The organism is Streptomyces sp. NPDC005752, assembly GCF_040630715.1.
Lineage (GTDB): Bacteria > Actinomycetota > Actinomycetes > Streptomycetales > Streptomycetaceae > Streptomyces.
The window spans coordinates 140,377-146,883 of the sequence record NZ_JBEXYB010000020.1 but is presented as its reverse complement, the minus strand read 5'-3'; the positions used below and the strand labels follow the sequence as shown (position 1 = coordinate 146,883).

General features: G+C 68.7%; 8 protein-coding genes and 2 pseudogenes. 7 read left to right on the top strand and 3 right to left on the bottom strand.

The window, feature by feature from the left end:
* Window positions 1–152: 152 nt before the first annotated feature.
* Entirely contained in the window at window positions 153–809 is a 657-nt protein-coding gene (locus ABZ441_RS18715) for a TetR family transcriptional regulator (RefSeq protein ID WP_358974975.1), read from the bottom strand.
* A 76-nt stretch (window positions 810–885) separates the two neighbouring features.
* Here ABZ441_RS18715 and ABZ441_RS18710 point away from each other — a divergent pair, with 76 nt between their 5' ends.
* From ABZ441_RS18710 to ABZ441_RS18695, 4 genes and pseudogenes are all read left to right on the top strand, one after another.
* Window positions 886–1,578 carry an NAD(P)H-binding protein gene (locus ABZ441_RS18710; protein WP_358974972.1) on the top strand — a complete coding sequence of 231 codons (693 nt, stop codon included), beginning with the start codon at window positions 886–888 and terminating at the stop codon, window positions 1,576–1,578.
* Window positions 1,579–1,595: 17 nt separating this feature from the next.
* Window positions 1,596–1,979 carry a TIGR03618 family F420-dependent PPOX class oxidoreductase gene (locus tag ABZ441_RS18705; protein WP_358974986.1) on the top strand — a complete coding sequence of 128 codons (384 nt, stop codon included), beginning with the start codon at window positions 1,596–1,598 and terminating at the stop codon, window positions 1,977–1,979.
* 25 nt (window positions 1,980–2,004) lie between these two features.
* Window positions 2,005–2,883 (top strand): annotated as a pseudogene (locus ABZ441_RS18700) (haloalkane dehalogenase); the annotation flags it as partial.
* A 157-nt stretch (window positions 2,884–3,040) separates the two neighbouring features.
* A pseudogene (locus tag ABZ441_RS18695) lies at window positions 3,041–3,312 on the top strand (transposase); the annotation flags it as partial.
* Window positions 3,313–3,434: 122 nt separating this feature from the next.
* Here ABZ441_RS18695 and ABZ441_RS18690 read toward each other — a convergent pair.
* Complete coding sequence (locus ABZ441_RS18690; protein ID WP_358974992.1) at window positions 3,435–3,671, bottom strand: hypothetical protein; 237 nt, start codon at window positions 3,669–3,671, stop codon at window positions 3,435–3,437.
* 202 nt (window positions 3,672–3,873) lie between these two features.
* Window positions 3,874–4,863 carry a YafY family protein gene (locus tag ABZ441_RS18685; protein ID WP_358974969.1) on the bottom strand — a complete coding sequence of 330 codons (990 nt, stop codon included), beginning with the start codon at window positions 4,861–4,863 and terminating at the stop codon, window positions 3,874–3,876.
* A gap of 94 nt (window positions 4,864–4,957) precedes the next feature.
* On the opposite strand from ABZ441_RS18685, the gene ABZ441_RS18680 reads away from it, so the two are divergent.
* The 3 genes from ABZ441_RS18680 to ABZ441_RS18670 all read left to right on the top strand — a co-directional run bounded on the left by ABZ441_RS18680 (window position 4,958) and on the right by ABZ441_RS18670 (window position 6,203).
* On the top strand, window positions 4,958–5,356 hold the full coding sequence (locus ABZ441_RS18680) for a VOC family protein (protein ID WP_358974966.1): 399 nt from the start codon (window positions 4,958–4,960) through the stop codon (window positions 5,354–5,356).
* 131 nt (window positions 5,357–5,487) lie between these two features.
* Complete coding sequence (locus ABZ441_RS18675; RefSeq protein WP_358974964.1) at window positions 5,488–5,877, top strand: helix-turn-helix domain-containing protein; 390 nt, start codon at window positions 5,488–5,490, stop codon at window positions 5,875–5,877.
* 53 nt (window positions 5,878–5,930) lie between these two features.
* A complete protein-coding gene (locus ABZ441_RS18670; protein ID WP_358974961.1) occupies window positions 5,931–6,203 on the top strand; it encodes a hypothetical protein in 273 nt (90 codons plus the stop codon).
* Window positions 6,204–6,507 lie beyond the last annotated feature (304 nt).

Genomic DNA, 6,507 nt, shown 5'->3' with positions numbered 1-6,507 from the left:
GTCGCAATCCACACCGAACCCGGAAGGCCCTCACCCGTTCAAGATCCCTCAGCCGAGACCTGCATCACCCGTCCACAACCTCCCCGGACAGAACAGCTAGCGCCTTCTCCAGGGCGGGCCGAACCGTGACTGCGCCTGGGGCAGCGAGGCGGTCAAGACCGGACGAGACCCCTGTCAGAGGCCGGCGGACCACGGTGGCCCGCTCTGGTGGTTGCCGCAGTACGTGGCCTCGGGGCCAGTGCCGCGCGGAGCGCCGGGGCGAGGGTGAGGCGGGCCTCGGCCGGGGTGAGGGCGGCCGGGGTGGGGAGCGGGTTGAGGTAGCGGGTGTAGATGAGGCCGCCGAGGATCGTCACCACGGCCGTGGCTCGGGCGGTCGCGTCCTGGCCGCCGAGAAATTCAACAAGCCGGGCCAGCAGCTCCTGTTCCAGGTATTCGCGGATGACCTCGGCCGCCTCGTCACCCTGGACGGTGAGCCGACGGAAGTCGGCGTCCTCCCACAGGTCCGTCACTGCATCGATCAGGCGGTCGGGGAGGGTGGCCCGGTCGCCGTCGAGGACGTCGTCCACGGTCAGCGCCTGGGCGCACTGGAACTGCATCACGTCCGCGAACAGGCCCTTCTTCGAGCCGAAGTGGTACGCGATCAGCGCCGGGTCGACCCCTGCTGCCCCGGCTACCGCACGCACGGTGGTGCGCCGGTAGCCGCGTTCCAGGAACAGCGACCGGGCCGCCGAGACGATCGATTCACGGGTCGGCGGGTTACCGCGGGGCCGGCCTCGGGTGCGGACAGGGGCAGGGGCGGCGTTATTCATCAGCGTTGAGCCTGCGGTTCATGATCGCCACAGTCAAGGGCGTTCCGCAATCCACACGAAGGGATGCCCCGACACCATGCGCATCGCAGTCTTCGGCGCCAACGGACCGACCGGCTGCCACCTCACTGACCAGGACCTCGCTGTCGGGCACGAGGTCGTCGCCGTGACCCGCCGCCCCGGCTCCCTGCCCGCACGGCCCGGCCTGACCGTGGCGGTCGCCGATGCCACCGACCCGGCGGCCGTCGATACCGCGGTCAGCGGGACGGACGCCGTTCTCTCCGCGCTGGGTGCGCGCTTCAGCAAGGAGACCATCACCACTTACTCGGCGAGCGCCGCGGCCATCACCGCGGCCATGACCCGCCACGGCATCAGGCGCCTGCTCGCCGTCAGCTCCAGCATCGCGGACCCGAAGTGGCGGCCGACCGGCGCGCACTTCTTCAACCATGTGCTCGACCCGCTGATGAACCGGCGCCTGGGCCGCACCCTCCACCAGGACATGCGTCGTATGGAGGCCGTAATACGGCAGACGCCCCTCGACTGGACCCTCGTCCGGCCCTCGGGCCTCTTCGATCACCCGGCCGTCACGGACTACCGCATCGCTGGGACCAGCGCCGACGGCGTCTTCACCGCCCGCGCGGACCTCGCCGCGAGCATGCTGCGCGAACTGGAGGAACAGCGGTACGTCCGCACGGCCATGGGCGTCATCACCACGGCCGTGAAGCCGAACATCGCCAAGCTGATCTGGAACGAGGGCGTGAAGAAGAGGTGAGCCGAGCGACCGCCGAACTGCCAACCGCTGCGCGGACGTTCCTCACCCGCCCTCACGCAGCCACCCTCACCACCATCCGTCCCGACGGCACCCCGCACGTCGCCCCTGTCCGCTTCACCTTCGACGCTGCCGCCGGCCTGGCCCGCGTGACCACCCGCGCGGGGACCCGTAAGGCCCGGAACGTGGCAGCGGGCGGACCGGCAGCGCATGGCGCGCTCTGCCAGGCGGACGGCTTCCGCTGGATCACCCTCGAAGGCCAGGCCGCGGTCAGCGACGACGACACGCGCGTCGCCGATGCGGTGCGCCGCTACACCGACCGCTATGGCACGGCTCCTCCCGCCCCGCCGGATCTGGTCGTCATCGAGATCTCTGTCGAACGCGTCCTGAGCCTCAACCTCTGAATCCCCGCACAGAAAGCGAAGTGACACCGCGATGCCCACCCTTCCTGTCCTCGACTCCACCCTCCACTACCGTGAGAGCGGCGATCCCGACGGGCTGCCGTTCGTCTTCCTGCATGGCAATCCCACCTCCTCCCACCTGTGGCGAAACGTCCTGCCTGGAGTGGCCGCGCCCGGCCGTCGCCTACTCGCGCCCGATCTCATCGGGATGGGCGACTCCGGCAAGCCCGACCTCGCCTATGCCTTCGATGACCATGCCCGCTACCTCGACGCCTGGTTCGACGTACTCGGCCTCACCGAGGCCGTTCTCGTCGGCCACGACTGGGGCGGCGCGCTGGCCTTCGACCGTGCCGCCCGCCTCCCGGGCCGCGTCCGCGGCATCGCCTTCACCGAGACCATCATCAAGCCGCTGATCGGCGATGAATTCCCGGCGGCCGGACGCGAGTTGTTCAGGCTCCTGCGCACCCCCGGGGTGGGCGAGGAGATGATCCTGGAGAAGTCACTGTTCATCGAGGGGCTGCCTGACACGCTCGCCACCCCGCTCGCCCCTGCCGACCTCGAGGTCTACCGCCGCCCCTTCCCGACCCCGCAGAGCCGCCGCCCGGTGCTGGCGTGGACGCGCATGATGCCGTTGGACGCCGAACCCGCCGACGTCGTGGCCCGCATCGAGCACTACGACGCCTGGCTGGCCGCCAGTCGCGAAGTCCCCAAGCTGCTGGCCGCGTTCGAGCCGGGCCCGGGAGCAATGACCGACCGAAGAGCAGTGGCCTGGTGCGAGAAGCACATCGCAGGTCTGGAGGTCTCCCGGCACGGCCTCGCCGGCCACCACTCCCCTGAAGACCGCCCCGAGGAACTGGCCGCCGCGATCAGCGCATGGGCAGACCGCCACGGATTGGCACACCCGTAGCTGCGCCCTCGATCACGGTGGCCGGTGGCCGCTCGCCCGGGGTCATACATTTTCGGGCGGCGCTTCACAACAGGGCGAACGTTGCTTGATACGGCACCAGGCGTGCAGGGGCGGGCGCAGAGCGTATCTCTTTGATGGGTTGGTCAGTTGATCGGATGTGTCTGTCCGATTGGTGACCACTGATTCGATGTGGGACCGGATCGAGCCGTTGATGCCGACCGATCGGGTCCGTGGGCGACGGTGGGCCGACCACCGTCGAACCCTTGATGCCATCGCGTGGAAGTACCGACCTGTTCGCCCTGGCGGGACCTGCCTGCCGACACGGCTGTCCTGAGTGCTGCGGGCGCTGGTGACGAGTTGGGCTGGACGGTGTCCGTGGACTCAACACTCCACCGGAGTCAACAGCACGCCGCCGGAGCCAGGAAGCGATGCATCAACCAGCGGCAGCAGGGGCGCGGCCCGGCGATGCGAACGGACAAGCTCGCCATCGCATATCAGGCCGCACTCCACTTGCCGCCATCCTCATCTGGATTCGGCAATAGCCGGCTCGGTCACCGGTCGACCGCCCAACGCGCGTCCGCGGGCCAAGATCCCAAGCTGACGATGTGGTCTACGATCCTGAACGCCTCGTCAAGAGGAACGGTGTCCACGTCCGGGTATTCGTCGTACTGCCCGTCGGACAGGACGAAACCGCCGCTCGATCCCTCAGCTCCGGGGTCGGCGGCATGCTCGCCAGCATCATCCTCACCGTTCATCAACACCACCATCGCGCGCTCGGCGTCGGTCACAAAGGCCAACTTGTGCCCGGACGAGCTGGCCAGCCATGTCCAAGCTGACCTTCGCTGGTTTTCGTCCGGAGGGTCTCCGGTACCACCTGCACAGCGCTGCCGTCATCGACAACCCAGGACTCGATCATGAGCACGGCGATCCCACAGACGGATCTGAGAGACATTCCCCAGCTGTGCCATCTCACGACAGGAGTTCTCGCTGTCAGTCTTGACGGGCGTAGGACGAGAGGCGATCGGCGAACGCGGTGACGAGGTCGCGCAGTTCGTCGGGGCGCTCGATGACGAACGGCCGGTCGAGTGAGGCGAGTATCGGAGGCAACCAGTCGAGCCGCTCCGCCCGCAGCTCGACGCGCAGCCAGCGCTCGGTTGCCCGGTCCTCGTCTGCCGCGGGCTCGTGCTCCTCCAGGCTCGCGACGCCGGCGGGAAGGCGGGCGCGGATCTGCCCGACCGTGCCGTGGATACGCAAGGTCACCTCATGCCGGTACTCGGCGGTCGCGAACGCTGACAACACGCGCTGTGCCGGACCAGGGCCCACGGGCGCTTCGAATGAGCCGGGCAGCGCCCTCGCGTCTGCGATGCGATCGAGCCGGAAGGTTCGGTCTTCGCCGATCCGGGCGTCCTTGCCCGTGACGTACCACCGGCCCGCATGGGCGACGATCCCGTACGCGTGCAGCGTGCGTTCGCTGCGCCGTCCGTCGCGGTCGGTGTAGCGAATCGAGACCGGTCGGCAGTGGTGCACCGCATCGGCGATGGTGAGCAGGACCTCGGCGTTCGGAGTGTTGAACTCGCCGGGCTGATCCGTGAAGGCGAGAGCTTCCAGGAGCGTTTCGAGCCGATGGGCGAGGTGCTTGGGCAGCACCCGCCGGATCTTGGCCGATGCCGTCTCGCTTGCCGTGTGCTCCGTCGTCGTGAGCCCGGTTCGGCGGCCTGCGACCAGGCCGAGCAGCACGGCCAGCGCCTCGTCGTCGCTGAGCATGAGGGGAGGCAGGCGGTACCCGTGGGCGAGCCGGTACCCGCCGTAGCGGCCGCGCACTGATTCCACTGGTATGTCCAGGTCGATCAGCTGATCCACGTACCGCCGCACGGTGCGCCCTTCGACGCCGAGTCGGTCGGCAAGTTCGGCCACGGTCCGGGTGCCGCCCGACTGCAGCAACTCCAGGAGGGTCAGCACGCAGGCCGTCGGGCGAGACATATTCGGAGCCTAACGCAAAATACAGGACCGATTCTGTCCACTATTCCCCCTAGCCTGCGACGTGCACGCCTCCAGCACAGCCAAGGAGATTCCGATGGACTTCGTCTCGATCCGCATCATCACCGGCGACGTAGCGCGCCTCGTCGAGTTCTACGAGCGAGCCACAGGGGCGCGGGCGACGTGGGCCACCGAGGACTTCGCCGAACTCAAGACCGCGGGAGCCACCCTCGCGATCGCCGGCACCCGCACCGTCCCGCTGTTCGCCCCGGGCTCCGCCCGCCCGGCGGACAACCACAGTGTGATCACCGAGTTCCTCGTCGACGACGTGGACCGCGTTCACCAGAACCTGACCGGCTTCGTCACCGACTTCGTCACCGAGCCCACCACGATGCCCTGGGGCAACCGGTCACTGCTGTTCCGCGACCCCGACGGCAACCTCGTCAACTTCTTCACCCCCGTCACCCCGGCGGCCATCGAAAAGTTCGCACGCTGACACCACACACAGCCGCTCACACGGGAGCCCTGCGATCCCAGGGCTCCCGGTGAACGCGGCCGCCGAGTCCGGGAGCACCGCCGGCAGGGGACTTCGGAACGCACCAAGGACCCCCCGGAGGACGTCTGCGCTTGTCTCTATGGATCGACGCCGGACGTCCGATCGCGCACGTCGCTGCGGAAGCCGGCATCTCCCGCCACCGCCTCGCCGAGTGGTACGCCCTGTGGCTCGCACACGGCGAAAACGGGCTGCGGCACACCGCCAACTACTCCCCCGCTCCCAGCCGCTCGACGGCAGCCACGGCGTTCCCACAGTCCCGGCCCAACGCAAGGCCCGCCGCGAGTACGAGAACCGCGTCAGCAGACCGTGCCGGGTCAGAATTCGGTGCACCGTCGAAGCGGGCAGTCCAAGGATCGAGCCGAACCGGCCCGAGTTTGCGGTCCTACAGGCCGTGTATCGAAAGTCCTGCCAGATGGTGCGAGTCGATCTCGACGAACCTGGCTGTCAGTGCCCTCAAGTAGATTCTGTCCGTTCGGCCCGACGGGTGGGTCGTCGAGCTGAGGGATTCATCGTCGTGAGCATCTACCTGCACTTTCGTGCCGTGGCGGAGTCCGAGATCCGGGACGACCACACCTGGCTCGCTGCGTTCATGTCTGTGGCTTGGGAAAATGACGAAGCCGAACACCACTCACCCCAGGACCCGGACGACGCTCAACGTCCCCACAGCCGACATCGAGCCGGCCTGGTGACGGGGGATGCCGTGTTCCCCGGTGACGTTCCGGCCTTCGGCGGGTTGGACGACCGCGGCCCGGCCTCAGGAGTCCTGGGCGGCGCGCCGAGGAGATGAGGGCCGACGTGGCGCCTCGCCCCCGGCCTGATCCGGGCATCGGGCCCGGCCCGTGGCGCCGGACCCGCCCACGGTTCCGGGGACAGGTCGGAACTCGGTGACGTGCGGAGATGAGAACCGCCGGCTCGCACGACATGTCCGGCTTGTTGGACGCGCGGAAACACGCCCAGCAGAGAACGGTCATGAGCTCGCCCCGCACCGTGCACGCCCGGGTCAGTGATCAGCGGGCCGGGTTCCGAGTGACGACGGAAGGAGTGGTCCGTCCGTGGCTCGGGACCAGCGGCAGGTCGGGCCCGGCTGCCGC